At 71.4% G+C, this 25,510-nt stretch carries 22 protein-coding genes and 1 tRNA gene; 10 read left to right on the forward strand and 13 right to left on the reverse strand.

What is annotated here, in order from left to right; translation table 11 throughout:
• Positions 1-143: 143 nt before the first annotated feature.
• The 6 genes from pknB to ACWCPF_RS26495 all read right to left on the reverse strand — a co-directional run bounded on the left by pknB (position 144) and on the right by ACWCPF_RS26495 (position 8,273).
• Positions 144-2,123, reverse strand: coding sequence for a Stk1 family PASTA domain-containing Ser/Thr kinase (pknB, locus tag ACWCPF_RS26470; protein WP_451047587.1), 1,980 nt, complete (start codon positions 2,121-2,123; stop codon positions 144-146).
• 169 nt (positions 2,124-2,292) lie between these two features.
• Complete coding sequence (locus tag ACWCPF_RS26475) at positions 2,293-3,762, reverse strand: penicillin-binding transpeptidase domain-containing protein (RefSeq protein WP_451047588.1); 1,470 nt, start codon at positions 3,760-3,762, stop codon at positions 2,293-2,295.
• Positions 3,759-5,198 (reverse strand): FtsW/RodA/SpoVE family cell cycle protein, encoded by a 1,440-nt coding sequence (locus tag ACWCPF_RS26480; RefSeq protein ID WP_451047589.1) that lies wholly within the window; start codon positions 5,196-5,198, stop codon positions 3,759-3,761. The genes ACWCPF_RS26475 and ACWCPF_RS26480 overlap by 4 nt, the downstream gene beginning before the upstream one ends.
• A gap of 27 nt (positions 5,199-5,225) precedes the next feature.
• Complete coding sequence (locus tag ACWCPF_RS26485; RefSeq protein ID WP_451047590.1) at positions 5,226-6,809, reverse strand: Stp1/IreP family PP2C-type Ser/Thr phosphatase; 1,584 nt, start codon at positions 6,807-6,809, stop codon at positions 5,226-5,228.
• A 92-nt stretch (positions 6,810-6,901) separates the two neighbouring features.
• Positions 6,902-7,414 (reverse strand): FHA domain-containing protein FhaB/FipA, encoded by a 513-nt coding sequence (locus tag ACWCPF_RS26490; protein WP_451047591.1) that lies wholly within the window; start codon positions 7,412-7,414, stop codon positions 6,902-6,904.
• A 10-nt stretch (positions 7,415-7,424) separates the two neighbouring features.
• Positions 7,425-8,273: an FhaA domain-containing protein gene (locus ACWCPF_RS26495; protein WP_451047592.1), complete on the reverse strand. Its 849-nt coding sequence runs from the start codon at positions 8,271-8,273 to the stop codon at positions 7,425-7,427.
• Positions 8,274-8,684: 411 nt separating this feature from the next.
• On the opposite strand from ACWCPF_RS26495, the gene ACWCPF_RS26500 reads away from it, so the two are divergent.
• The 5 genes from ACWCPF_RS26500 to ACWCPF_RS26520 all read left to right on the forward strand — a co-directional run bounded on the left by ACWCPF_RS26500 (position 8,685) and on the right by ACWCPF_RS26520 (position 13,189).
• Positions 8,685-8,771, forward strand: a tRNA-Leu gene (locus ACWCPF_RS26500).
• A 241-nt stretch (positions 8,772-9,012) separates the two neighbouring features.
• Positions 9,013-10,197 (forward strand): histidine kinase, encoded by a 1,185-nt coding sequence (locus ACWCPF_RS26505; RefSeq protein ID WP_451047593.1) that lies wholly within the window; start codon positions 9,013-9,015, stop codon positions 10,195-10,197.
• 133 nt (positions 10,198-10,330) lie between these two features.
• Positions 10,331-11,839 carry a DUF2252 domain-containing protein gene (locus ACWCPF_RS26510; protein WP_451047594.1) on the forward strand — a complete coding sequence of 503 codons (1,509 nt, stop codon included), beginning with the start codon at positions 10,331-10,333 and terminating at the stop codon, positions 11,837-11,839.
• Between the two features lie 125 nt (positions 11,840-11,964).
• The gene (locus tag ACWCPF_RS26515; protein ID WP_451047595.1) at positions 11,965-12,762 is read left to right on the forward strand and encodes a J domain-containing protein; all 798 of its coding nucleotides are present in this window, start codon (positions 11,965-11,967) and stop codon (positions 12,760-12,762) included.
• Between the two features lie 97 nt (positions 12,763-12,859).
• Entirely contained in the window at positions 12,860-13,189 is a 330-nt protein-coding gene (locus tag ACWCPF_RS26520) for a rhodanese-like domain-containing protein (RefSeq protein ID WP_451047717.1), read from the forward strand.
• A gap of 50 nt (positions 13,190-13,239) precedes the next feature.
• Here the strand turns inward: ACWCPF_RS26520 and ACWCPF_RS26525 are convergent, their stop codons facing one another.
• From ACWCPF_RS26525 to paaA, 6 genes are all read right to left on the reverse strand, one after another.
• A complete protein-coding gene (locus ACWCPF_RS26525) occupies positions 13,240-14,394 on the reverse strand; it encodes an acyl-CoA dehydrogenase family protein (protein WP_451047596.1) in 1,155 nt (384 codons plus the stop codon).
• A gap of 120 nt (positions 14,395-14,514) precedes the next feature.
• A complete protein-coding gene (locus ACWCPF_RS26530) occupies positions 14,515-15,576 on the reverse strand; it encodes a 2Fe-2S iron-sulfur cluster-binding protein (RefSeq protein ID WP_451047597.1) in 1,062 nt (353 codons plus the stop codon).
• Positions 15,576-16,133, reverse strand: coding sequence for a 1,2-phenylacetyl-CoA epoxidase subunit PaaD (gene paaD, locus ACWCPF_RS26535; protein ID WP_451047598.1), 558 nt, complete (start codon positions 16,131-16,133; stop codon positions 15,576-15,578). Before paaD ends, ACWCPF_RS26530 begins: the two co-directional genes overlap by 1 nt.
• Entirely contained in the window at positions 16,127-16,897 is a 771-nt protein-coding gene (gene paaC, locus ACWCPF_RS26540; protein WP_451047599.1) for a 1,2-phenylacetyl-CoA epoxidase subunit PaaC, read from the reverse strand. Before paaC ends, paaD begins: the two co-directional genes overlap by 7 nt.
• Positions 16,894-17,181 (reverse strand): 1,2-phenylacetyl-CoA epoxidase subunit PaaB, encoded by a 288-nt coding sequence (gene paaB / locus ACWCPF_RS26545; protein WP_054242083.1) that lies wholly within the window; start codon positions 17,179-17,181, stop codon positions 16,894-16,896. Before paaB ends, paaC begins: the two co-directional genes overlap by 4 nt.
• A complete protein-coding gene (paaA, locus tag ACWCPF_RS26550) occupies positions 17,178-18,191 on the reverse strand; it encodes a 1,2-phenylacetyl-CoA epoxidase subunit PaaA (RefSeq protein WP_451047600.1) in 1,014 nt (337 codons plus the stop codon). The genes paaB and paaA overlap by 4 nt, the downstream gene beginning before the upstream one ends.
• A gap of 284 nt (positions 18,192-18,475) precedes the next feature.
• Here paaA and ACWCPF_RS26555 point away from each other — a divergent pair, with 284 nt between their 5' ends.
• The 3 genes from ACWCPF_RS26555 to ACWCPF_RS26565 are packed head-to-tail and all read left to right on the forward strand — an operon-like array spanning position 18,476 to position 21,527.
• Positions 18,476-19,489, forward strand: a complete 1,014-nt coding sequence (locus tag ACWCPF_RS26555) for a DUF5819 family protein (RefSeq protein ID WP_451047601.1) — start codon at positions 18,476-18,478, stop codon at positions 19,487-19,489.
• On the forward strand, positions 19,486-20,700 hold the full coding sequence (locus tag ACWCPF_RS26560; RefSeq protein WP_451047602.1) for an HTTM domain-containing protein: 1,215 nt from the start codon (positions 19,486-19,488) through the stop codon (positions 20,698-20,700). The genes ACWCPF_RS26555 and ACWCPF_RS26560 overlap by 4 nt, the downstream gene beginning before the upstream one ends.
• Complete coding sequence (locus ACWCPF_RS26565) at positions 20,697-21,527, forward strand: TrmH family RNA methyltransferase (RefSeq protein WP_451047603.1); 831 nt, start codon at positions 20,697-20,699, stop codon at positions 21,525-21,527. The genes ACWCPF_RS26560 and ACWCPF_RS26565 overlap by 4 nt, the downstream gene beginning before the upstream one ends.
• Positions 21,528-21,536: 9 nt before the next feature.
• Here ACWCPF_RS26565 and paaN read toward each other — a convergent pair whose 3' ends face one another.
• Positions 21,537-23,228, reverse strand: a complete 1,692-nt coding sequence (gene paaN, locus ACWCPF_RS26570; RefSeq protein WP_451047604.1) for a phenylacetic acid degradation protein PaaN — start codon at positions 23,226-23,228, stop codon at positions 21,537-21,539.
• A 159-nt stretch (positions 23,229-23,387) separates the two neighbouring features.
• Between paaN and ACWCPF_RS26575 the strand changes: the two genes are divergently transcribed.
• Both ACWCPF_RS26575 and ACWCPF_RS26580 read left to right on the forward strand, forming a co-directional pair.
• Positions 23,388-24,902 carry a 3-hydroxyacyl-CoA dehydrogenase gene (locus ACWCPF_RS26575; protein WP_451047605.1) on the forward strand — a complete coding sequence of 505 codons (1,515 nt, stop codon included), beginning with the start codon at positions 23,388-23,390 and terminating at the stop codon, positions 24,900-24,902.
• Positions 24,899-25,501 (forward strand): TetR/AcrR family transcriptional regulator, encoded by a 603-nt coding sequence (locus ACWCPF_RS26580; RefSeq protein WP_451047606.1) that lies wholly within the window; start codon positions 24,899-24,901, stop codon positions 25,499-25,501. The genes ACWCPF_RS26575 and ACWCPF_RS26580 overlap by 4 nt, the downstream gene beginning before the upstream one ends.
• The last annotated feature ends 9 nt before the right edge of the window (positions 25,502-25,510 follow it).

The following is a 25,510-nucleotide window of genomic DNA, read 5'->3' on the forward strand; positions in this document are numbered from 1 at the left end:
CCAGCAGCCGGAGGGCCGTCGCCGCCATCTCGGCGAGCGGCTGACGGACGGTGGTGAGGGCGGGAGCCCCGCCGGTCACGACCGGCGGGGCCCCTGCACTTCTGCGTTGTTCTGCGTTCTGCGGTGTCCTGCGTTCTTCGGCGTCAGTCGAACGGGTTGCCGTCGTTGTCGCCGTTGCCGCCGTTGTTGCCGCCGTTCCCTATGGCGATCAGGTCGACCGTCTGGCCCCGGTTGACCGTGCTGCCGGGTGCCGGGTTCGAGCTGATGACCTGGGCGTTGTCGTCCTGTGAGCCGGTGATGTTGCCGACGTTCAGACCCGCGTTCTGCAGCGCCTGCTTGGCGTCCTTCAGGCTCAGGCCCTGGAGGTTCGACGGAACCTGGGTCTGGTTGCTCTTGCCGATCTGGATCTGGACCGTGGAGCCCTTGTCGGCCTGGGAGCCGATCGACGGGACGGTCTGGATGGTCTTGCCGACCGCGTTCTGGTCCTGGGTGTCGACCTCGACACAGGTGCCCTTCAGGTCGTTCTGCGCCATCTGCGCCTTGGCGTCGTCACAGCTCTTGCCGGAGACGTCCGGCACGGTGGCCTTCTCCTCGGCCTTGGCGATCTCGAGGGTGACTGTGGAGCCCTTCTCCAACTCCGTGGCCGGGTCAGGGTCCTGGCTGAGGACGGTACCTGCGTCCTGCGAGGACGTCGTCTGCTTTGTCTCGACCTGGAAGCCCTTGTCCTCAAGCTGTTTCGTCGCGGTCTCGACGTCCTTGTCGATCACGTTCGGCACCGCCACCTTCGGCGCGCCCGTCGACACCACGAGGTTGACGGTGTCGCCCTTGTTGACGGTCTTTCCGAACGTCGGGTCCTGCGAGCAGATGTTGCCCTTGGCGGAGTTCTCGCAGGCCTTCTCGGTGAAGACCGCGTTCAGGTCGACGTTCTCGGCCATGGTCTTGGCCTCGGCCTGCGACTTGTTCACGAAGTTCGGGACCGCGAAAGCCTGGTCCGCGGCGGCGTCGCCGTCGAAGACCCACTTGCCGATCAGGATCGCGCCCACCAGCACCAGCGCCGCGGCCACGACCAGCAGGATCGTCGAGGCGTTGGACTTCTTCTGGTTCTGGCGCCGCCGGTCGGGACGGTCGTCGTAGCCGAAGCCGCCGTCGTCCGGGTTCATGGGCGGCAGCATCGAGGTGGCGCCGGCGTCCGCGGAGCGCATGGCCGTGGTCGCCTGGTCGTCCCCGAAACCGCCGTAGCCGGCGTAGCCGACCGAGCCCATCGCCGCCGTGGCCGCGACCGGCTGACCGTCGAGGCAGGCCTCGATGTCGAGGCGCATCTCGTCGGCCGACTGGTAGCGGTAGTTGGGGTCCTTGACCAGCGCCTTCAGGACGATGGCGTCCATCTCGGGGGTGATCTCGGGGTCGAAGACGCTCGGGGGCTGCGGTTCCTCCCGTACGTGCTGGTAGGCCACCGCGACCGGGGAGTCCCCGACGAACGGCGGCCGTACCGTCAGCAGTTCGTAGAGCAGACAGCCCGTGGAGTACAGGTCGGAGCGCGCGTCGACCTGCTCGCCCTTCGCCTGTTCGGGCGAGAGGTACTGAGCGGTGCCGATCACGGCCGACGTCTGCGTCATCGTCATGCCGGAGTCGCCCATGGCGCGGGCGATGCCGAAGTCCATGACCTTGACCTGGCCGTTGCGCGTCAGCATGACGTTCGCCGGCTTGATGTCGCGGTGGACGATGCCGGCTCTGTGCGAGTACTCCAGGGCCTGGAGGATGCCGATGGTCATCTCCAGCGTCCGCTCCGGCAGCAGCTTGCGGCCGGAGTGGAGCAGCTCACGGAGCGTGGAGCCCTCGACGTACTCCATGACGATGTACGGGATCGAGACCCCGTCGATGTAGTCCTCGCCCGTGTCGTAGACCGCGACGATCGCGGGGTGGTTGAGCGAGGCGGCAGACTGGGCCTCCCGGCGGAACCGGGCCTGGAAGGAAGGGTCGCGCGCGAGGTCCACGCGCAGCGTCTTCACCGCCACGGCGCGGCCGAGGCGGGTGTCATGCGCGAAATAGACCTCCGCCATGCCACCACGGCCGAGCACGTGACCCAGCTCGTACCGGCCGCCGAGGCGACGCGGCTCTTCCATAGCTACCTACCAGCCCTCTCCGTCGGTCCCGACCGGCACACGTGTGCGGTCGGAGGCTGTCGTCCGGGCTTACGGTACCCGGACGGCGGTGTGTGACCTGGCCAAGCCCGTCACCCGATACAGGACCGGTATCGCAACGTGCACCGATGTGTAGGCGACGTGATGGGGGTCACTTCTTGCTGTCGATGACTGCCTTCATCACGTCCCTTGCGATCGGACCGGCGAGACCGCCGCCGGTGATGTCGCCGCGGTTGGCCGCGCCGTCCTCGACGACGACGGCGACAGCCACCGGCGCGCTGTCGTCGGACAGCTGCGCGTACGAGATGAACCAGGCGTACGGCTTCTCACTGTTGTTGAGGCCGTGCTGTGCGGTACCGGTCTTGCCGCCGACGGTGACGCCCTTGATCTTGGCCTTGCCGCCGGTGCCCTGCGCGTCCTCGACGACCGTCTTCATCATCTCCTGGAGGGCCTGCGCGGTCTTGGACGAGACGGCCTGCGACAGCTGCTGCGGCTCGGTCGTCTCGATGGTGTCCAGGTTGGCGGCCTTCAGCTGGTCGACCATGTACGGCTTCATCAGCTTGCCGTCGTTGGCGACCGCCGCGGCGACCATGGCCATCTGGAGCGGGGTGGCGCGGTTGGAGGCCTGGCCGATGCCGTCCTGGGCGTTCTGCGGCCGGTTGTCCTTGGGGTAGACGCTCTCCGCGGCGCGCACCGGGGTGTCCAGCTCCGCCTCGTTGAAGCCGAACTTCTCCGCCTGCTCGATCATCTTCTCGTTGCCGACGTTGTCGGCCATCTTCGCGAAGACGGTGTTGCAGGACACCATGAGCGCGTAGCGCAGGGTGGCGTTCTTGCAGTCGCCGTGCTCGTTGGTGAGCTTGCTGGACGACTCCGGCAGCTTGTACGGATCCGGGGTGTCGGTCTTCTCGTCGATGTCGGAGACCTCGCCGTTCTCCAGCGCCGCTGCGGCCGTGACGACCTTGAACGTGGAACCCGGCGGGTAGGTCTCGCGCAGCGCGCGGTTGAGCATCGGGTCGTCGGCGTTGTTCTTCTTCTGGACCGCGTTCCAGGCCTCGGCGTCCGCGTCGGAGGATCCGGCGAACTTCGACGGGTCGTACGACGGCGTGGAGACCAGCGCCAGGATCCTGCCGGTGGCCGGCTCGATCGCGGCGACCGCGCCCTTCTTGCTGCCCAGGCCCTCGTAGGCGGCCTTCTGCGCGGCGGCGTTGAGGGTGGTGACGACGCTGCCGCCCTCCTTGTCCTTGCCCGTGATCATGTCCAGGGTGTTGCGGAAGAAGAGCCGGTCGTCGTTGCCGCTGAGGATGCCGTCCTCCAGCTTCTCCAGCTGGTTGGCGCCGAAGGCCTGCGAGGAGAAGCCGGTGACCGGCGCCCACATCGCGCCGTTGGTCCAGGTGCGCTTGTACTTGTAGTCGCCGGTGGTCTCCACCGAACCGGTGATGGCCTCGTCGCCGACGATGATGTCGCCGCGCGGCGTCGAGTAGCGCGTGATGTTGACGCGGCGGTTCTTGGTGTCGCTGGCGAGGCTGTCCGCCATGACGTACTGCAGGTAGTTGTCCCGCAGCAGCAGGGTGAGGATCAGGAGGCCGCAGAAGATCGCGATCCGGCGCAGGGGCTTGTTCATGACGGGCGGACCACCTGGGTCATCTCGGCGTCGGGGTTGGAGGCGGGCGCGGGCGCCGGGCGGCGCGCGGTGTCGCTGATTCTGATCAGGATGCCGATCAACGCCCAGTTGGCGATGACGGAGGAACCGCCGTACGCCAGGAAGGGCATCGTCATACCGGTGAGCGGGATGAGGCCCATGACACCGCCGGCGACCACGAAGACCTGGAGCGAGAAGGCACCGGAGAGGCCGATGGCGAGGAGCTTGCCGAACGGGTCGCGGGCGGCGAGGGCGGTGCGCACACCGCGCTCGGCGATCAGCCCGTACAGCAGCAGCAGCGCCATGACGCCGGCCAGGCCCAGTTCCTCGCCGAAGGTGGCGAGGATGAAGTCGGAGTTGGCGGCGAACTTGATCAGCTCGGAGTGGCCCTGGCCCCAGCCGGTGCCGAGGGTGCCGCCGGAGCCGAACGCCCACAGGGCCTGCATGGCCTGCTCGGAGTGGCCGATGACGCCGTCCTGGGAGAGCTTGTACTCGCCCATCGGGTCGAGCCAGGCCTGGACACGCTGCTGGACGTGGCTCTCGAACTGGGCCACGCCGACCGCGCCGACGGCGGACATCAGCAGACCGAAGACGATCCAGCTGGTCCGCTCGGTGGCGACGTACAGCATGATGACGAACATTCCGAAGAACAGCAGCGAGGTGCCGAGGTCCGTCTCGAAGACCAGGATCAGGATCGAGATGAACCAGACGACGATGATCGGGCCGAGGTCGCGGCCGCGCGGCAGATACAGACCGAGCACCCGGCGGCTGGCCAGTGCCAGCGCGTCGCGCTTCACCATCAGAAAGCCGGCGAAGAAGATCGCCAGCACGATTTTGGCGAACTCACCTGGCTGGATGGAGAAGCCGGCGACCGAGATCCAGATCTTGGCGCCGTAGATGTTCTGGCCGAGGCCCGGCACCAGCGGGAGCAGCAGCAGGAAGATCGCGCCGACCATGGAGATGTAGGTGTAGCGCTGCAGGACGCGGTGGTCCTTGAGGAAGATCAGCACCGCGATGAACAGGGCGATGCCCATCGCCGTGTACAGCAGCTGCCGTGGCGCGGCCGTGCCGGCCTGCTCGGCGTTCTGCAGAAACTTCGACTGGTCCAGCCGCCAGATGGCGACCAGTCCGAGCCCGTTCAGCAGGGTGGCCAGCGGCAGCAGCAGCGGGTCCGCGTACGGCGCGAACTTGCGGACGACGACATGGGCGACGCCGGCCAGCAGCCCGAGGCCCAGCCCGTACTTCAGGAGGCCGGACGGCACCGACTCCTTGAGGGCCAGGCCCGCGTTGGCGTAGGCGAAGACCGGGATGGCGACGGCGAACACCAGCAGCGCGAGCTCGGTGTTGCGCCGGCTCGGCGTACCGATCGAGCCGATCGTGGACGTGTGATGCGTCGGCGAGTTGGTAGTACTGCTCATCGTGTGACGGGGCCTCTCACGGCTTGCCTACTGCTCACCGCACCGCGAGACGACCTTCTGCTCTTCCTCCGAAAGGCTGGGGCCGGGGGTGGGAGTGGCGGTCGCGGGTACGGACGGGGACGCGGATGCCGAGGGGCTCGGCGATGCCTTGGACGTGAGAGACGCGGGCGTGGTTCCCGTGCTGTCGCCTGCCTCGCCCTCGCCGGTCTTCTGGCCGGTCGTGGAGCCGGTCGTGCTCGCTGTCCCGGTGCCCTCCTGCTTCTTGCAGGCGGAGGCCTGGACGGCCAGCTCGTCGATCTTCTTCTGGGCAGTCGACAGGCTGCCCTCGGCGATCGTCGCCTCGACCAGCTTCTGCTGGTACTCCGGGAGGTACTTGAGTTCGATCTCGGGGTGGTCCTTCTCGACCTTCGACAGGGACACCCAGGCCAGGTCCTGGCTGATGCCCCGGTACAGCGCGACGTGCTCGCCCTTGGTGCCGACGTAGTACTGCGTCTGCGTCCAGCGCCAGCCGCCGTACAGGCCGCCGCCGATGACGGCGAGCGTGAGCACGCTGTAGAAGGATCTCTTCAGCCACTTGCGGCCGCCGCGCGGCTTGACGAAGTCGTCGTCGGTGTAGTCGCCGAAGCCGTCTGTGGCGATGAAGCCGGTGACGTCGCCGCCGGAGCCGGGCGGCCCGAACTCGCCGCCCCCGCCCTGCCCCTGCTGCCGGCGGCCGAGGCCCGAGGCCCGGCCGGCCGGGGTCTGCATGATGCCGTTGTCGTGCAGCTGGAGCTGGTTCTCGGCGACCGCGCCGACCACGACCGGGACGTCGGACAGCTGCCCGGCGAGGGTGTCGCCGGTGTCCAGGTCGAGGACGTCCGCCACGATCACGGTGATGTTGTCGGGGCCGCCGCCGCGCAGCGCGAGCTGGATCAGCTCCTGCACGGTCTCCTGGGGGCCCTGGTAGCTGGCGAGGGTGTCTTCCAGCGTCTGGTGGGACACGACCCCGGACAGACCGTCGGAGCAGATCAGGTAGCGGTCGCCGGCGCGGACTTCACGGATGGAGAGGTCGGGCTCGACGTGCTCGCCGCTGCCCAGCGCGCGCATCAGCAGGGAGCGCTGCGGGTGGGTGGTGGCCTCTTCCTCGGTGATGCGGCCCTCGTCGACGAGGCGCTGCACCCAGGTGTGGTCCTGGGTGATCTGGGTCAGGACGCCGTCGCGCAGCAGGTACGCGCGCGAGTCGCCGACGTGCACGAGGCCGAGGCGCTGGCCGGTCCACAGCAGGGCGGTGAGCGTGGTGCCCATGCCTTCGAGCTGGGGGTCCTCCTCGACCAGGGCGCGCAGTTGGTCGTTGGCGCGCTGCACGGCGGTGCCGAGCGAGGTGAGGACGTCGGAGCCGGGGACGTCGTCGTCGAGGGCGACGATGGTGGAGATGGCCTCGGACGAGGCGACCTCACCGGCGGCGGCGCCGCCCATGCCGTCCGCGATGGCGAGCAGACGCGGCCCGGCGTAACCGGAGTCCTCGTTGCCCTCCCGGATCATGCCCTTGTGCGATCCGGCGGCGAAGCGCAGTGACAGACTCATGCGCACCTCGCCCGTCGGCCCCGGGTACAGCCGGTCGTGTCGAGCCACACTGCCCACCCTCCGGTCGGGAGCACAACGGGGCCCTGGGTGTCGGCCGCCGCCGCGTGCTCGCTCCGCTCGCGCTCAGTCATGATGTAGCACTACTTCCGCAACTCGATGACGGTCTTGCCGATACGGATCGGCGCGCCCAGCGGGATCGGTGTGGGAGTCGTCAGCCGCGATCGGTCGAGGTACGTGCCGTTGGTGGAGCCCAGGTCCTCGACGATCCACTGGCCGTCGCGGTCCGGGTAGATCCTGGCATGGCGGCTGGAGGCGTAGTCGTCGTCCAGCACGATCGTGCTGTCGTGCGCCCGGCCCAGCGTGATCGTCTGGCCCTGGAGCGCGACGGTCGTGCCGGTCAGGGTGCCCTCGGACACGACCAGCTTGGTAGGTGCGTTACGGCGTGTGCGGCCGGCGGCGGGCTGCTGGCGCTGCTGCGGGGGCGCCTGGCGCTGCGCCTGCTGCTGCGCGCGCCCGGCCTCCCGGCGCGAACCGCGCTGGGTGACCCGTGTACCGAACAGGTCGCTGCGGATGACCTGCACGGCCACGATCACGAACAGCCACAGTACGGCCAGAAAACCCAGCCGCATGACCGTGAGGGTCAGCTCTGACATTGCCCCCGCTTCACCCTTCGGCTTGCCGATAAATGATGGTGGTGCTGCCCACGACGATCCGCGAGCCGTCGCGGAGCGTAGCGCGGGTGGTGTGCTGCCCGTCCACCACGATGCCGTTGGTGGAGCCGAGATCCTGGATCGTCGAGGGCGAACCGGTCCGGATCTCGCAGTGCCGGCGGGAGACGCCGGGGTCGTCGATCCGCACGTCGGCCTCGGTGCTGCGGCCCAGTACGAGCGTTCCGCGGGAGATCTGGTGGCGGGTGCCGTTGATCTCGATCCAGTGGCGGGTGCGCGACCCGGGCTGCGGAGCCCCGGCCAGACCACCGCCGGCCGCGGGCGGGTAGCCGTAGCCGCCGGGACGGGCGCCGGGGGCGCCGCCGGGCGGCGGTCCGGCAGGCATGGGCGGCGGCGCGGCTGGCCCGCCGGGTCCGGCGGGCCGCTGTCGGCCGCCGGCGGCGGGCGCCTGCTCCGGCGCCTGGCTGCTGGTGGAGGCGAGCGTACGGCTGCGCACCCGGTACAGGCCGGTGTCGAGGTCGTCCGCCTTCTCCAGGTTGACCTTGATCGGTCCCATGAAGGTGTAGCGCTGCTGCTTGGCGTAGTCGCGCACCATGCCCGCGAGCTCGTCGCCGAGCTGGCCGGAGTAGGGGCTGAGCCGCTCGAAGTCCGGCGTGCTCAGCTCCACGATGAAGTCGTTGGGGACGACCGTGCGGTCACGGTTCCAGATCGTGGCGTTGTTGTCGCACTCGCGCTGGAGCGCACCGGCGATCTCCACGGGCTGGACCTCGGACTTGAAGACCTTGGCGAAGGTGCCGTTGACCAGACCCTCGAGACGCTGCTCGAATTTCTTCAGGACTCCCATGGGGCACCTCCTCCGTAGTGGCTGCCGTCCCGTGCCGTGCTGCTTACCTGGTACTGCTTACTGATCGTATCCACGCGCCGGGGAATCGGCTGGTTCCCCCTGTCGGCCCCGCCGACGGATGTCGACGCCCTCTTGCGCATGTGCTTCTGCCCAGGATCGTAGAGGCGGCCGTGGACCAGTGTCCCGCACCTGACTGTGGTCCTTGTCCGGCTCCTGGGGAGACGGCCGCCTCTAGTACGAGGTTGATACGTGAACCAGTCATCGCCGAGACCGAAGAAGGTTGCCGAAGGCCTCCCACCTGCTCCCTGCCCCCGAACAAGGGATGTGAACGCACCCTGGACCGCGTGCTAATGTTCTGCGTGTCGGAAGGCGCAGGGCCGCAAGGCCAACAAGCCGGAAGACACACCCAATGCGCGGGTGGCGGAATAGGCAGACGCGCTGGATTCAGGTTCCAGTGCCCGCAAGGGCGTGGGGGTTCAACTCCCCCCTCGCGCACCAGCCGGAAGCCCCTCAGGTCCTCGGACCTGAGGGGCTTCCGCGTTTCTCCGGTCTGACAGACATTTCTCCGGTCTGACAGACAGTCGCCGAGTACAGGCGAGTACAGGCCATGGTTGATCACAGCTTGTGAGGAACATCTCAGGGTCGCGGCCGGTGGCGGCGCGTGCGGCGAACGGTGCCGTGACCGGTGGTGTAGCGGGCTACACCGCGTTCGGGCGGGGCGCGACCTAGCGTGGGGTGCATGGCGCAAACGATCCGGCCGACGACGATGATCCGGCAGGCGGGACGGGCGACGGGCCGGCTGGCCCTCGCCGCGGTGATGACCTTCGGCACGTATCTGTTCGTCACCGTGCTGCTCATCGCGGCCATCGGCACGCTCACCGTCGTCGGCGCGTGGCTGCTGCCCGAGGCGGTGCTGCTGATCCGCCGGATCGCCGGGGCCAAGCGCCATCAGGTCGCGGGCTGGACGGGCCGCGAGATCCCCGAGGCGTACGAGCCGCTCACCGGATCGCTGCGCGAGCGCGTCCGGACGGCCGTCCGCGACCCCGGCACCCTCGCCGATCTGCGGTGGATGGTCGCCCACTACGTCTACGGCTGGCTGGTGCTGCTCGCGCTGCCGCTGTGGCCTGCGGCGCTGGTCGTCGACGGGGTGCGGTGCGGGCTGCTGCGCCGGGACGCGGTCGTCCTGCCGCTCGTCGTCCGGCTCGCCGATCTCGAAGCCCGCTGGTCGGGGGCCCTGCTCCGGCCGTCCCCGAAGGCGCGGCTCGCCGCCCGGGTCCGGGCGCTGACCGAGACCCGCGCCGACGCGATCGCCGCGCACGGCGCCGAACTGCGCCGCATCGAACGCGATCTGCACGATGGCGCCCAGGCCCGTCTGGTCGCCCTGTCCATGCGGATCGGGCTCGCCCAGCGGGCTTTCGACCGTGACCCGGACGCCGCGCGCACCCTCATGGCGGACGCGCAGGACCAGGCCGAACAGGCGCTGACCGAGCTACGGCATGTCGTGCGGGGCATCCATCCGCCGATCCTCACCGACCGCGGACTCACGGGCGCCGTCCGGGCGCTGGCCGCCGGCAGCGGGCTGGAGGTGACGGTTCGGGTGGAGGGACTCGAAGACGGGGGCGCCGCCGGTGGGCATCGGGCGCCCGCGGCTGTGGAGGCGGCCGCCTATTTCGCGGTGGCGGAGGCGCTCACCAACGTGGCCAAGCACAGCGGTTCACCGCGGGCCGACGTCGAGCTGGTGCGGCTGCGGAACGGGCTGCGGGCGGTGGTGCGGGACGAGGGTCTCGGCGGCGCGGACGAGGGTGAAGGGTCCGGCCTGCTGGGGATCCGGCGACGGGTCGCCGCGTTGGACGGTGCGGTGAGCGTGAGTAGTCCGGTCGGGGGGCCGACCGCGATCACTGTGGAGCTGCCGTGCGTGTGGTGAGGGCGAGGGCCTGTTTCACGTGAAACATGCCGTCCACAGGGTCTGACGGGGCCCGCTCGGCGGCGGTACGGTCGGCACGAGTTGATGATCGGCTCGCCGAGCCGACGGACGGACGTGTGCGGGGGAGGCGGTCGTGGTGACCGAGGCCGGTGTGGCAGGGACAGGGGCCGAGGCGGGTGGAGCGCGCAGGCTTCCCCGGGTGCCTGGGTTCGCGGAGTGGCCCGTCGAGCGGTCGGGCGAGCGGTCGGGCTTCGGCGCGGGTGAGGGTGCGGGCGCTGGGGCCGCCGGTGCGGGGGCTGTGCTCGGGGCGCCGAAGGAGGCCGGCAGGGCGCTGCGGGGCCGGGTGCCGCGTGCGGCGCACGCCGCGCTCGAACTGGACGCCTCGCGGCCGGACGCGGTGACGGTGGTCGAGGAGTCCAACCGGGGCCGCATCGCGGAGCTGGCGCCGATAAGGGTCGGCCGGATGGCGGCCACGCCGTTCGCGTTCCTGCGCGGCTCGGCCGGGCTCATGGGGTACGACCTGGCCCGCACGCCCATGACCGGGATCCGCGCCCAGATCTGCGGCGACGCCCACGCGGCCAACTTCGGCCTCTACGGCGACGCCCGAGGCGGACTGGTCATCGACCTGAACGACTTCGACGAGACGGTCGACGGCCCCTGGGAGTGGGACCTCAAGCGCCTCGCCGCCTCCCTGGTGCTCGCGGGCCGGGAGGCCGGCGCGGACGAGGACACCTGCCGCAGGGCGGCGCACGGCGCGGCCGGCTCCTACCGGCGCACCATGCGGCTGCTGGCCAGACTTCCGGTGCTGGACGCGTGGAACGCCATCGCCGACGAGGAGCTGGTCTCCCACACCGACGCCCACGACCTGCTGGGCACCCTGGAACGGGTCTCGGAGAAGGCGCGGGCCAACACCAGCGGACGGTTCGCGGCGAAGTCGACCGAGCCGACGGAGAACGGCGGCCGCCGCTTCGTCGACGCGCCGCCCGTGCTGCGCCGGGTCCCGGACGCCGAGGCCGCGCTGGTGGCCGCGTCCCTGGAGCAGTACCTGACGACCCTGTCCGAGGACCGCCTCCCGCTGCTGGCCCGCCACGCGGTGCACGACGTCGCCTTCCGCATCGTCGGCACGGGCAGTGTCGGGGCGCGGTCGTATGTGGTGCTGCTGCTCGACCACCGGGGCGAGTCGCTGATCCTCCAGGTGAAGGAGGCCCGCGCCTCGGCCCTCGTCCCGCATCTGCTGACCGCCGGTTTCGCGGCGCCGGAGGTGGACCACGAGGGCCGCCGGGTGGTCCTCGGCCAGAAGCGCATGCAGGTCGTCAGCGACATACTGCTGGGCTGGACCACCGTCGACGGACGCCCCTTCCAGGTACGGCAGTTCCGCAACCGCAAGGGCAGCGTCGACCCGGCGGAGCTCGCGGCCGACCAGATCGACGACTACGGCCGTATGACGGGCGCGCTGCTGGCCCGCGCCCACTCCCACAGCGCCGACCCCCGCTTCGTCGCCGGCTACTGCGGCAAGAACGAGGAACTCGACGACGCGATCGCCGCGTTCGCCGTCGCCTACGCCGACCGCACCGAGGCGGACCACACGGACCTGGTCGCCGCGGTACGGGCGGGACGGATCGCCGCGGAGACCGGGGTGTGAGGCGGAATCCGAGGCGCGTCCGACGCGGCTCTGAGGGGGGATCCGAGGCGTATCGGGTGAGGGGCCGGGGCTGCTGTGGAGGGTGGGTCGACGTGGCGGGGGGATCGTTGGCCTAGGCTGGTCGGGTGACGACCCCCGAAGCTGAGCAGCCCCGGCCCGAGGCGCGGCTGGAGCAGGCCGTGCGGGCCGCCGAGCAGGCGTTGATCGAGTTCGAGATCGCGGTGGAGACCTTCCGCGTCGAGGTCGAGAACTTCTCGCGGCTCCACCACCAGAAACTCGGTCCGATGTACGCCCGGCTCGACGAACTGGACGCGCAGATCGCCGAGGCCAAGGCCGCCCGCACCGGTGACCCCGAGGATGTGCGCAAGGCCGCCGAGGCGCGGGCCCGGGTGCTGCCGATGCCCGGGGTCGAGGAGCTGTTCCACGGCTGGATGGACGGCGAAGGGCTGTTCCCGGAGGCCGCCGCGATGCTCACGGACCAGACCGTCCAGCCTCCGCAGCGGGTGCGGCCCAGCGAGGAGGCCCGCAAGCTGTACCGCGAGCTGGCCCGCAAGGCCCACCCCGACCTGGCTCAGGAGAACGCCGAGCGGGCCCGGCGCGAGGAGTTCATCACCCGCGTCAACGCGGCCTACGCGCGGGGCGACGAGGTTCTGCTGCGCGAGCTGGCCGAGGAGTGGGCGGCCGGTCCGGTGCCCGCGGAGCGCGCCCCGAGCCCCAGCGAGGAGCTCTACGCCCGCCTGGAGTGGCTCGCCGAGCGCAAGGAGATGCTGGCGCTGGTCGCCCGGGAGCTGGAGGACAGCGCGATCGGCTCGATGCTCCGGATGGCCCAGGACGACCCCGACAACCTCCTGGACGAGATCGCCGACAAGCTTCTCGCCGACGTCGCCGCACGCGAGGCGGAGCTGGCCGAGCTGGTGGGTTAGCGGGCCGGTCCGTGGCCCGGCGGGCCGGCCCGGTGGCCGGCCCCGTCGTCCGGTACGTGCTGTCGGGTAGCGTCGGGGCATGAGTTTTGGAGCTGGTGTGCCCACGGTCGAGGTCGCGGACCTCAAGGACGGCGACTTCCTGCTGGACGTCCGCGAGGACGACGAGTGGCAGGCGGGTCACGCCGAAGGGGCCCTGCACATCCCCATCAGCGAGTTCGTCGGACGCTACGGCGAGCTGACCGAGGCGGCTCCGCAGGACGGACGGGTCCATGTGATCTGCCGGTCCGGCGGTCGGTCCGCCCAGGTCACGATGTACCTCGTGCAGCAGGGCATCGACGCCGTGAACGTCGACGGCGGTATGCAGATCTGGGCGGCCGCGGGCCGCCCGGTCGTCACGGCCGAGGGCAAGCCGGGCTTCGTGCTGTAAGCCCGGGCCCCCGAGCCCGGGGTCTTGCCGACGGCCTGTGCCGGTGCGGGTCAGCCGAGGTGATGGGCGGCCAGCAGGTCGCCCAGGGCCTCCTCGTGCGCGGCGGCCGGGCCCAGCGACAGTTCGAGGTGCTTGGCCCAGGCGTGGTACCGGTGCAGCGGGTAGTCGACGTCGGCGCCGAAGCCTCCGTGCAGATGCTGGGCGGTCTGCACGGTCCGCCGTACGCCCTCGGAGGCCCAGATCTTGGCCACGGCCACGTCACCGGAGGTTGGCAGCGCGCCCGGGGCGCCGGAGGCGATCCGCCAGGCGGCCTGCCACAGGGTGACCTCCATCGCGCGCAGGTCGATGTAGCGGTCGGCGGCCTGCACGGCGACGGCCTGGAACGTGGCGATCGGGTGCCCGAACTGCTCCCGCTTGCCGGCGTAGTCGCTGGTCATGCCCAGCACGCGCTCGCCCAGACCGAGCGCGAGCGCGCAGGTCCCCGTGGTGAGCAGGGCGCGCAGCCATTCCCAGGCGCCGTCGGCGGTGATGACGTTCGGGGCGGCGATGCGCGCCGATTCGAGGCGCAGTTCGCCGAGCCGTTCGCCGGTCGTGGAGATCTGCTCGGCGAGCACGACTCCCTCGTGCTCGCGGGGCACGACGGCGAGAACGCTCCGGTCGTCCCCGGTGCGTGCCGGGACGACGACGAAGTCGGCCTCGTACGCCCACGACACCGCCGTCTGCACGCCGTCCAGCACCCACTCGTCGCCGTCGCCGTCGCCGGTGCCGTCCTGCCGGGCGGTCACGGCGAGTTCGGCCGGGTCGTGGCCGGTGCGGCCGTTGGCGGCGACGGTCAGGACGGTCTCGCCCCGCCCGGACCGCGCGAGCAGTGCCGACTTCAACTCCGGGCTCCCGTACGCCTGTACGGCGGCCGCGGCCGCGCTGTTCTCCAGCAACGGCACCCGCGCCAGCACCTTCGCCGATTCGCGCAGCACCAGACAGAGCCCGACCGCGTCGAGCCCGGCGCCGCCGAACTCCTCGTCGAGCAGCAGGCTCAGCAGGTCCGCGGCGGCGAGCCTGGCCCACAGCGCCCGGTCGAAGTCGTCGGCCACGGCGCCGCCTCTGGTGAGCGCGGGGCTCGGCACGCCGTCGGGGGCGACCCCGGCGAACACCCCCCGCGCCGCTTCGGCCGCGGCCTGCTGCTCCTCGGTGAAGGTGAAGTCCACGGCCTGTCCTCCCGACGGGTCAGCTGATCTGACGGAGCGTCAAGATAGAACAGGTTCTAGAAGAAGGGAACCGGGCGGTCACTCCTCACCGCCCGCCCGATGCACCCTCAACCTGTCGCCTCACCGGTCGAAGTCCACCTCCACCGCCTCCGTCAGCGGGTGCGACTGGCAGGCCAGTACGTATCCGGAGTCCGTCTCCTCCGGCTCCAGCGCGAAGTTGCGGTCCATGCGGACCTCGCCGGAGACCAGGAAGGCCCGGCAGGTCCCGCAGACCCCGCCCTTGCAGGCGTAGGGCGCGTCGGGCCGGTTGCGCAGCACCGTCTCCAGGACCGACTCCCCGTCCCGCACGGGCCAGCTGCCGCCGCGGCCGTCGAGCCGGGCGGTCACGGTGCTGTGGGCGGGGGCCGCGGTGCGTGCCGGCGCGGGCGCGTCGTCCACGTGGAAGATCTCCTCGTGGATCCGGGAGCGCGCGACCCCGAGCCCGCGCAGTGCCTGCTCCGCGCCCTGCACCAGCCCGAAGGGGCCGCACAGGAACCAGCCCGCCACCCTCTCCACCGGGAGCAGCGAGGGCAGCAGAGCGGTCAGCCGCTCCCGGTCCAGCCGGCCCGACGGCAGGCCCGCCTGCTGCTCCTCGCGGGAGAGCACGGTGACCAGCTGCAGCCGCTCGGGATACCGGTCCTTGAGGTCGGCGACCTCCTCCAGGAACATCGTCGAGGCGGCCGTCCGGTCGCTGCGTATGAGGCAGAACCGGGCGGCGGGCTCGCGGGCCAGCAGCGTGGCGACGATCGACAGCACCGGGGTGATGCCGCTGCCGCCGACGATCGCCGCGTACAGCCCGGGCGCGGGGTCGAGGGTGAAGCGGCCGGCCGGGGTCATCACCTCCAGCTCGTCGCCGACGTCGATCTCCTTGAGGGCGTAGGTCGAGAAGGCTCCGCCGTCGACCAGCCGGACGCCCACCCGGAGCGTGCGGGGTCCCTCTCCGGCCGGGTCGGGGGCGGGCGAGCAGATCGAGTACGTCCGCCGGACCTCGGTCCCGTCGGCCACGCGGCGCAGTGCGAGGTGCTGTCCGGGCGCGTGCCGGTACTCCTCGCGCAGTCCTTCGGGGACCGTGAGGGTGAGGGCGACGGAGTCGTCGGTGAGCCGGTCCGCCGCGGCCACCTGGAGCGGGTGGAAGCGGGCCATCACAACTCCTTGAAGTGGTCGAAGGGTTCACGGCAGGCCAGGCAGCGCCGCAGCGCCTTGCAGGCGGTGGAGGAGAAGCGGCTGAGCAGCTCGGTGTCGGCGGAGCCGCAGTGCGGGCAGCGCACCGGGTCGGGTTCCGGGGCGGGGGTGCGGGTCGGGCCCGGTTCCGGGGCGAGGGTTCTGGTCGGGCCGAGGGCCAGGGCGACGGGGCCGGTGTCCCGTACCGTCCGGGGCGGGGCGATGCCGAACCGGTGGAGCTTGCGGCGTCCTTCGTCCGTGATGTCGTCGGTCGACCAGGCGGGGGACAGTACCCGGCGTACTGTCACCTCGCGTATCCCGTGCGCGTGCAGCGCGCGCTCGATGTCCACGGACATCGCCTCCACCGCCGGACAGCCGGTGTACGTCGGGGTCAGCTCGACCTCCACGGCCTGTGTCCCGAGCACGCGCACGGCCCGCACCACGCCCAGCTCCTGGAGGGTGAGCACCGGCAGCTCGGGGTCGGGGACCGCGCCGGCGATCTCCAGCAGCTCCGCCTCCAGGGCGGTGGCGGTCACCATGACGCCCCCGGGTGGCTGCGGTGCAGGTGCTGCATCTCGGCGAGCATCCGGCCGAACGACTCGGTGTGCAGGCACTCACGGCCCGCGCCGGCCTGCCAGGCCCCGGTGCGGGATCCCTCGGGCACGGTCAGGCCGGCCCGCCCCAGTACGTGCCCCACCGATTCCAGCCAGGCTGCCTCCAGGGCGGCCCGGTCGAGGTCGAGGCCGTCCACCGGGCGGAACAGCTCTCCGGTGAACCGCCACAGTGCGGTGCAGGCCCGCTGCATCCGCTCGTGGCTGACCTCGGTGCCGTCGCCGAGCCGCAGTGTCCACTGCTCGGCGTGGTCGCGGTGGTAGGCGACCTCCTTGACGGCCTTCGCCGCGAGCCCCGTGAACGGGCCCTCCGCGGTCGCCAGTCGGTCGTACAGGAGGTGCTGGTAGGTGGAGAAGTACAGCTGGCGGGCGATGGTGTGGGCGAAGTCGCCGTTGGGCTGTTCGACCAACTGGACGTTGCGGAAGGCGCGTTCCTCGCGCAGGTACGCGAGTTCGTCCTCGTCGCCGGCCATCGACAGCAGGATCCGGGCCTGGCCCAGCAGATCGAGGGCGATGTTGGCGAGGGCGACCTCCTCCTCCAGCACGGGCGCGTGGCCCATCCACTCCCCCAGGCGGTGGGAGAGCACGAGGGCGTCGTCGCCCAGGGCGAGGGCGGCCGTCGTGACGGCCGTCGTGGCAGTGGCAGTGGCAGTGGCGGTGGCGGTGGTCGTCGTGGTCGCGGGCGGCTTCACAGGTGCTTCACCCCCTCCGGGATCTCGTAGAACGTCGGGTGCCGGTACGGCTTGTCGGCGGACGGCTCGAAGAACGGGTCCTTCTCGTCGGGCGAGGAGGCCGTGATCGCAGAGGACGGCACGACCCAGATCGAGACGCCCTCGCCGCGGCGGGTGTACAGGTCGCGCGCGTTGCGCAGGGCGAACTCGGCGTCCGGCGCGTGCAGACTGCCGGCGTGGGTGTGGGAGAGGCCGCGCCGGGAGCGCACGAAGACCTCCCACAGGGGCCAGTCGGTGTTCGTCATGCTCGTGTCGCTCCTGTCTCGCCGCTGTGTTTGTCCGCGTAGGCCGCGGCCGCCTCCCGGACCCACGAGCCTTCGTCGTGTGCGCGCCTGCGCTGGGTTATCCGTTCCTCGTTGCAGGGGCCGTTGCCCTTGAGGACCTGCTTGAACTCGGTCCAGTCGATCGGGCCGAAGTCGTGGTGCCCGCTCTCCTCGTTCCACTTCAGCTCGGGGTCGGGGAGCGTCAGGCCGAGGGACTCCGCCTGGGGGACGCAGATGTCGACGAAGCGCCGGCGCAGTTCGTCGTTCGAGTGGCGCTTGATCTTCCAGGCCATCGACTGCGCGGAGTGCGCGGACTCGTCGTCGGGCGGGCCGAACATCATGAGCGAGGGCCACCACCAGCGGTCCACCGCGTCCTGCGCCATCGCGTGCTGCTCCGGGGTGCCGCGGCTGAGGGACAGCAGCAGCTCGTACCCCTGGCGCTGGTGGAAGGACTCCTCCTTGCAGATGCGGACCATCGCGCGCGCGTACGGGCCGTAGGAGCAGCGGCACAGGGGGACCTGGTTGGTGATCGCCGCGCCGTCCACCAGCCAGCCGATCGCGCCGACGTCCGCCCAGGTCAGCGTGGGGTAGTTGAAGATCGAGGAGTACTTCTGGCGGCCGGTGTGGAGCTTGTCGAGCAGTTCGTCGCGGCCGGTGCCGAGGGTTTCGGCCGCGCTGTACAGGTAGAGCCCGTGCCCCGCTTCGTCCTGGACCTTCGCCATCAGGATGGCCTTGCGGCGCAGGGAGGGGGCGCGGGTGATCCAGTTGGCCTCCGGCTGCATGCCGATGATCTCGGAGTGGGCGTGCTGGGCGATCTGGCGCACCAGCGTCGCGCGGTAGGCGTCGGGCATCCAGTCGCGTGGCTCGATGCGCTCGTCCGCGGCCACGGTGGCGTCGAAGTCACGCTCGTACGCGGCGTCGCCTTCGACACCGCCGCCCTGTGCGCTGTGCCCCTGTGTGCGGGCCGTCTGGTGCGCGGCTGCTGTCGCCATGCGGTCCCCCTTGACCTCGGGCCTCGGCTGGATGCCTCGGCCACGGCTCTCCCGGAGCCATCTCCCGACCGATCGTTCGGTCCGTCCGATTCCATGGTGGGACGGCCGTCGTAAGGTGTCAACCGCTGTGGATAACCTGCGGGCGTCCCTGTGGACAACCGCCCGGGCCCCGGCCCGTCCCGGGACGAAGCGGGGGGAGGGCTGCGCCGAACGGGTGAGGCTGAGTACCGTTCGCGATTGCGCGACGCAGCGCGAAGACGACCGGGATCGGGGAACGGGGCGGAATGGACGCGTACGACGGAGGCTCTGGCGCTCCACGGGGGCGCAACACGTCAGGGGAGGCGGAGACAGAGGTAGCGGGCGAGGCGGCGGCGGGGGCGGAGACAGGGGCGGAGACAGGGGCGAAGGCCACGGCGCAGACGCCGTCCCAGGCGGACGTCCTTGCCGGCGACGTCGTTCCCCGGCCCCGGGCGGAGCTCCCGAGCTCCGAACCCGGTTCGCGGGCCGACGGCGTCGTCGCCGCCATGGCCGCCGACGCTGCCGACGGTTCCGATGGTCCCGAGGGCCCCCGTGCAGAGCCCGCCGCTCCCGTCCTCGCGGCCGATCCTCACCACACCGAGCCCCGGACCGGTGTGGCCGCGCTCTCCCCGCGCTATCAGATCGGCGCCGCGCTGGCCCTCGCCGTCGTCGCCGTAGCCGTCTGTGTGCATGTGGGGATGGTGTTTCTGCACGTCGCACCGCAGAACACGGTCACCAAGGCGCACGGCGGGGCGATCGACGACTGGGTGTACCCGGAGTTCGAACAGAACTGGAAGCTGTTCGCGCCGAACCCGTTGCAGCAGAACATCGCCGTCCAGGTCCGCGCACAGGTCCGCACCGTGGACGGCGGGTCGCGGACCACCGGCTGGTTCGACCTGTCCGCGCAGGACGGCCGGGCCATCGACGGCAATCTGCTGCCGAGCCACACGCAGCAGAACGAGCTGCGTCGTGCCTGGGACTTCTTCACCGCCACGCACAACAACGAGAACCGTGCCGTCGGCCTTCGCGGCGCTCTGTCCGAGACGTATCTGCGCCACATCGTGGTGATGCGGCTGGAGCGGGGCGGCGTGGCCGGCGACGACGGCGTCGTCGAGCGGATCCAGATCCGCTCGCAGACCACCAATGTGACCCCGCCGAAGTGGAGCACCGAGAAGGTGTCGATGAGCCCGGTGTACCGCGAGCTGTCCTGGTGGTCGGTGCCGACCGGTGACACCGGTGAGACCGGTGAGGCCGGCGAGGCCGAGGGAGGCGCGAGGTGAACCGGTTCTCCCTGACGGTGTCCGCCGCCATCGCCCGTGTCACCGGGTCGGCGCTCGCGCCGTACCAGAGCGCCGTCGTCCGGATCGGCTTCAGCGCTACTTGGCTGCTGTTCCTGCTGCGCGAGTTCCCCCACCGCCAGGAGCTGTACGGCCCCGACAGCCCCTGGGACTGGGAGCTGGCCCGGCAGCTGATCGACACCAACGGGGCGTTCACGGCCCTGATGTGGTCGGACGGACAGGCCTGGTTCCAGACCGTCTACGCGCTCGGACTGCTCGCCGGCGTGGCGCTGCTGCTCGGCTGGCGCACGCGCACGATGTCGGTGCTGTTCATGGTCGGCGTGCTCTCGCTGCAGAACCGCAGCGTCTTCATGGGCGACGGCGGCGACAACGTCGTGCACCTGACGTCGATCTACCTGGTGTTCATGCGCTGCGGTCAGGTGTGGTCGCTGGACGCGCGGCGGGCACGGCGGGAGCGGGAGGCACGCGCGCGTGGCGAGCGGATAACGGACCGGGTCGGTCCCGTGCTGTGGGCCGCATCCGGGTTCGTGCTGGTGACGGTGACCGTGGCGGGCCGTTTCCACAGCGAGGCCACCATTCCCGTGCTGCTGTGGGCGGCCTGGGTCGTGCAGGGCCTGTGGTGGGCCGTCGGACGGCTCGGGAAGTCGCCGGAGCCCCGGATCCTGTTCGAGGTGATCGGCAACATCCTGCACAACGGCGCCCTGGTCGTGATCATGGTCGAGGCCTGTCTGATCTACGCGACGGCCGGCTGGTACAAGATCCAGGGCTCGCGCTGGCAGGACGGCACCGCCGTCTACTACCCGCTGCACCTGGACTACTTCTCGCCCTGGCCCGCCCTCGCCGACCTGCTGGCCGCCAGCGGCACGATGGTGCTGCTCGCGACCTACGGGACCGTCATCGTGCAGGTCGCGTTCCCGTTCACCCTGTTCAACCGGCGGCTCAAGAACGTTCTGCTGGCCCTGATGATGGCCGAGCACGCGGTGATCGCCGTGGTCCTCGGACTGCCGTTCTTCTCGCTGGCGATGATCGCGACGGACGCCGTCTTCCTGCCGACCCCGTTCCTGCACCGGCTGGGCGGCTGGGCCACGCGCGCGCGTGGACGGCTGCTCCGCGGCGGCGGGCGCCCGGCCGCGGCGGGGCCGCCGCCGGGCGAGAAGGCGCCCGAGCCGACCCGCGTAGGGTTCACCGCATGACCGACCCCGCGACCGCCGGTTCCGAGCCCGAGCGGCCCGTGCGGCCCGATCCGTCCGACGGGCTCGACGGGCTCCACGCGCTCGATCCGCTCGGCCGGTGGCGTCGGTACGCCGACGACGCCGTCCTGCTCGACGGCTTCCACGCCCTCAAGCACGCCGTGCGCTTCGGGGCCGACGTCCTGGTCGCGGTCGCCGTCGACCGGCGGGCGACGCTCGCCCTCGCCGACGAACTCGCCCCCGACGTACGCGAGTCGCTGCACGGGCTGGTGACGGAGGTCCCGGAGGCGACGTACGCGTCCCTGGTGCCGCGCCCGCATCCCACCGGCGTCGCCGCGCTGGCCGTACGGCCCTCCCGCGCGGCCAACCTGGAGCGGCTCGGGCACCTGCCCCGGGCCACTCCCGTCGTCGTCCTCGACGACCCGCGCAACCTGGGCAACGCGGGGGCCGTGATCCGGCTCGCGGCGGGCTTCGGGGCGACCGGGGTGGTCACGACCGGCACGCTCGACCCCTGGCATCCGACCGTCGTGCGCGGCGGGGCGGGGCTGCACTTCGCGACCGCCGTGGAGCGGCTGACGGTCGACGAACTGCCGCCCGGCCCGCTGTTCGCCCTCGACCCGGAGGGCGACGACATCCGGGGCGTCAAGCTCCCGGACGACGCCCTCCTCGCGTTCGGCTCGGAGCGCAGCGGGCTCTCCGCCGGGCTACGCGCGCGTGCCGACCATCTCCTCGCGCTGCCGATGCGCCCCCAGGTCTCCAGCTACAACCTCGCGACCAGTGTGGCCATGACGCTGTACCACTGGAGCGCCACCGGGGGCGCACCCGCGTAGCGCCTGTGCCTACGCCTCCCGGCGGACCTCCACCACGCGGAAGCGGTTCGCGACGAACGCGCCGTCGGTGAGGGCCGCGTTGGCCGCCGGGTTGCCGCCCGAGCCGTGGAAGTCGGAGAACGCGGCCGTCTGGTTGACGTACACCCCGCCGGTGAGGTTGAGGGACAGCTGCGCGGACTCCTCCAGACAGACCTCCTGGATCGCCTGCCCGACCTCCTCGTCGGTGGTGTACGCGCCGACCGTCATCGCGCCCTTCTCGCGCACCGTGCGCCGCAGCAGGGCGACCGCGTCGGCCGCCGAGTCGACCGCGACGGCGAAGGAGACCGGGCCGAAGCACTCGCTCATGTAGGCGGCCTCGTCGTCCGGCTTCGCGCCGTCCAGCTTGACGATGACCGGGGTGCGCACGATCGCGTCCGGGAACTCCGGGTTGCTCACCTCGCGGGAGGCGAGGGCGACCTCGCCGAGGCCCGCCGCGGCCTCCAGGCGGGCCTTGACGTCCGGGTTGACGATCGCGCCGAGCAGCGCGTTCGCGCGCGTGTCGTCGCCGAGGAGGCCGTCGACCGAGCGGGCCAGGTCGGCGACGACCTCGTCGAAGCTCTTGAGGCCCTCGTCGGTGCGGATGCCCGCGCGGGGGATCAGCAGGTTCTGCGGGGTGGTGCACATCTGGCCGCTGTACAGGGACAGCGAGAACGCCAGGTTGGCGAGCATGCCCTTGTAGTTCGCGGTGGAGTCCACGATCACCGTGTTGACGCCGGCCTTCTCGGTGTAGACCTGCGCCTGGCGGGCGTTGGCCTCCAGCCAGTCGCCGAAGGCGGTCGACCCGGTGTAGTCGACGATCCTGATCTCGGGGCGGGTGGCCAGCGTCTTGGCGATGCCCTCGCCGGGCCGCTCGGCGGCCAGGGCCACCAGGTTCGGGTCGAAGCCGGCCGCGCCGAGCACCTCGCGCGCGACGCCCACGGTCAGCGCGAGCGGCAGCACCGCGCGCGGGTGGGGCTTGACCAGGACCGCGTTGCCGGTGGCGAGGGAGGCGAACAGGCCCGGGTAGCCGTTCCACGTGGGGAAGGTGTTGCAGCCGATGACCAGCGCCGTGCCGCGCGGGACCGGCGTGAAGGTTTTGGTCAGTGCCAGCGGGTCGCGCTTGCCCTGGGGCTTGGTCCACTCCGCCGTGCCGGGTGTGCGCACCTGCTCCGCGTACGCGTACGCCACCGCCTCCAGGCCGCGGTCCTGTGCGTGCGGGCCGCCCGCCTGGAACGCCATCATGAAGGCCTGGCCGGAGGTGTGCATGACCGCGTGCGCGAACTCGTGGGTCCGGTCGCTGATCCGCTTGAGGATCTCCACGCAGACCACCGCGCGGGTCTCCGCGCCCGCGTCCCGCCAGGCGCGCTGTCCGGCCGCCATCGCGGGCAGCAGGGTGTCCACGTCCGCGTGCGGGTACGTGACGCCCAGCTCGACGCCGTAGGGCGAGACCTCGCCGCCCACCCAGTCGTCGGTGCCGGGCTGGCCGAGGTCGAGCCGGGTGTTCAGGACGGCGTCGAAGGCGGCCTTGCCCGCCGCCGCATCCAGGCTGCCGTTCTCCCCGTAGGCCTTGGGGTGTTCGGGGTGCGGGGACCAGTACGCGCGGGTGCGGATCGCTTCCAGGGCCTGGTCGAGGGTGGGCCGGTGCTGGGCGATCAGGGCGGGCACGGACAGTTCGGCGGCCATGCGGGACCAACTCCTCGTCGTGAGAACTCTTCTTCGAGCCCATGACCTGGTGGAAACCTGGGCATGCACCACCAGTCAGAGTTAGAGTAACCGAACGATCGGTCGGGACAAGGGGGCCTGCCGCATCTGTGGAGAACCCCGTGCGGGAGGATCGCGCACATGACAGCAAACGACCTCAACAGCCCCGTGGCCGTCGTCGGCACCGGCACCATGGGCCAGGGCATCGCCCAGGTCGCGCTGGTAGCGGGCCACCCCGTGCGGCTCTACGACGCCGTCCCCGGTCGCGCCCGTGAGGCGGCCGCCGCGATCGGCGCCCGGCTCGACCGGCTCGTCGCCAAGGACCGCCTCGCCGCCACCGACCGGGACGAGGCCCGGGCCCGCCTGACGGCCGCGGAGCGCCTCGCCGACCTCGCGGACTGCTCCCTGGTCGTCGAGGCCGTCGTCGAGGACCTGGCGGTCAAGCAGGAGCTGTTCCGGCAGCTGGAGGACGTGGTCGGCGAGGACTGTCTGCTCGCCACCAACACCTCGTCCCTGTCGGTGACCGCCGTCGCGGGCGCCCTGCGCAACCCGGGCCGGTTCGTCGGCCTGCACTTCTTCAACCCGGCGCCGCTGCTGCCGCTGGTCGAGGTCGTCTCCGGGTACGCCACCGACGTCACCTCGGCCACGCGCGCGTACGAGACCGCCCGCTCTTGGGGGAAGACGCCGGTCGCCTGCGCCGACACCCCCGGCTTCATCGTCAACCGCATCGCGCGGCCCTTCTACGCCGAGGCGTTCGCCGTCTACGAGGCGCAGGGCGCCGACCCGGCCACCATCGACGCGATCCTGCGCGAGTCGGGCGGCTTCCGGATGGGCGCCTTCGAGCTGACCGACCTGATCGGACAGGACGTCAACGAGGCGGTCACGCACTCCGTATGGCGGTCCTTCTTCCAGGACGTGCGGTTCACGCCCTCGCTGGCCCAGCGCCGCCTGGTCGAGTCGGGCCGCCTCGGCCGCAAGTCCGGCCAGGGCTGGTACGACCACCGGGACGACGCCGAGCCCGCCGAGCCGCACACCGCGGAGCCGGCCCAGCGGCCCGCGTACGTCGTCGCCGAGGGCAACCTGGGCCCCGCGTCGGAGCTGCTCGCGCTGATCCGTGAGGCGGGCGTCCAGGTCCGCGAGGAGGAAGAGGACCACGGCACCCGCCTGGTCCTGCCCGGCGGGGGGCAGCTCGCCCTCGCCGACGGCCAGACCTCCGTGGAGTTCCGGGACGTCGTCTACTTCGACCTCGCCCTCGACTACCGCAAGGCCACCCGCATCGCCCTGTCCGCATCCCAGGACACCTCCACCCAGACGATGTCCGAGGCGATCGGGCTGTTCCAGGCGCTCGGCAAGGACGTCAGCGTCATCGGCGACGTCCCGGGCATGATCGTCGCCCGTACGGTCGCGCGGATCGTCGACCTCGCGCACGACGCCGTGGCCAAGGGCGTCGCCACCGAGGAGGACGTCGACACCGCGATGCGCCTGGGCGTGAACTACCCCCTGGGCCCCTTCGAGTGGAGCCGCAGGCTCGGGCGCACCTGGGCCTGTGCCCTCCTGGACGACCTGCACGACCGCGACCCCTCCGGCCGCTACGCGCCGTCCCTCGCGCTCTACCGGCACTCCTATGCCACCGAGAAGCGGGAGGGCGCCTCGTGACCACCGCCAAGCGCGACACGTACACCCCGGAGACCCTGCTCTCGGTCGCCGTCCAGATCTTCAACGAGCGCGGCTACGACGGCACCTCCATGGAGCACCTCTCCAAGGCCGCCGGCATCTCCAAGTCGTCGATCTACCACCATGTCGCCGGCAAGGAGGAACTGCTGCGGCGGGCCGTCAGCCGGGCCCTGGACGGCCTCTTCGGGATCCTCGACGAGGAGCACGCGTGCGTGGGGCGCGCCTCGCAGCGCCTGGAGTACGTCGTGCGGCGCATGGTCGAGGTGCTCATCGGCGAACTGCCCTACGTCACGCTGCTGCTGCGCGTGCGCGGCAACACCGACACCGAGCGGTGGGCGCTGGAGCGCCGCCGGGACTTCGACCACCGGGTCGCCGAGCTGCTGCAGGCGGCCGCCGCCGACGGGGACATACGCGGAGACGTGGAGGTGCGGCTCGCGACGCGGCTGGTCTTCGGGATGATCAACTCGATCGTCGAGTGGTACCGGCCCGGCGGCCGGGGCATGGTCGAGAGCGAGGTGGCCGACGCGGTGGCGCGGCTGGTCTTCGAGGGGCTGCGGACGGCCCCCCAAGCGGCTTCCTAGGGCCCGGGG

The sequence above is a fragment of the Streptomyces sp. NPDC001858 genome (genome assembly GCF_053594615.1).